Here is a 910-nt window from a genome sequence, read left to right on the forward strand (position 1 = left end):
TAGGAGACAGTGAAACGTCGCCATCCCCCCAGTGAAAACTATCACTGCCTTTTAGTTCGCGTACAAAGGTAGCGGTGTAGCTAGCCGATTTGCTCGACTCAACAAGTTCTGCTTCTGAGGGAGTCGGTGGGGCAGTTAAAATTGGCAAGAAATAAATGCCTAAGCCGAAGCCAACGCCACCAACAATGATGTGGGTGACGAGCAAAATGGGGATGAGTGCTTTTTTCATAGTTGGTCCGAATAAATCATTGAGAATCGTCTAGACGATATAAACCCTAAATCTTCAGACTTTTATTCTAGCTTAAGTTCGCCAATTTAGATTTAGCGCTCAGCTTGGTTTTCACTAGCTCTCTTAATACATCACGCTTGATTGATTTATTAGTGAGTGCCGGAGCTTGCCACCACCAACCGGCATGTTGCATGGCGATTCCTGCCGCAACCATGCGTTTGATGACGGTTTCGAATTCCTCATCACTGTAATTATGACTAAAGATAAAGCGTCCCGTGCCAATCCAAGGTAGTAGCAAACCTTCCGCTCTTAGATAGTATTGATACATCCAGTTGTAACGACTTGCTTGCGTGTACATCGGCACAAATACAGAAGCCATGTTGGCGACTTTTATCGGAATACCCGCTTCTTGAAACACTTCGTTCATTACGCGCGCTCGGGTATTCCATTGTTTGTCTAAGCGCTCTGGTTCGATCAAGTACTTCGGCTGTTCTATGCGTTTTAGAAAAGCATTCATGGCGCCCATGACATATGGGTGTGCGTTGAAGGTCCCTCGCGCAAAACATATATCCGTCGGCTTGTGTTCTTTATAGCGTTTCATTAGCTCTGCTTTGCCGCATACGACGCCAACGGGCAAACCGCCACCGAGTGTTTTTCCGTAGGTGACCATATCTGCTTGGA

General features: G+C 46.3%; 1 protein-coding gene and 1 pseudogene. Both read right to left on the reverse strand.

Annotated features, from left to right (window positions below; translation table 11 throughout):
- Positions 1–229 (reverse strand): annotated as a pseudogene (locus tag A3762_RS18505) (hypothetical protein); the annotation flags it as partial.
- Between the two features lie 67 nt (positions 230–296).
- A partial coding sequence (locus tag A3762_RS18510; RefSeq protein WP_156493580.1) for an aminotransferase class III-fold pyridoxal phosphate-dependent enzyme occupies positions 297–910 on the reverse strand: 614 nt, incomplete at its 5' end.

The sequence above is a fragment of the Oleiphilus sp. HI0125 genome (assembly GCF_001635355.1).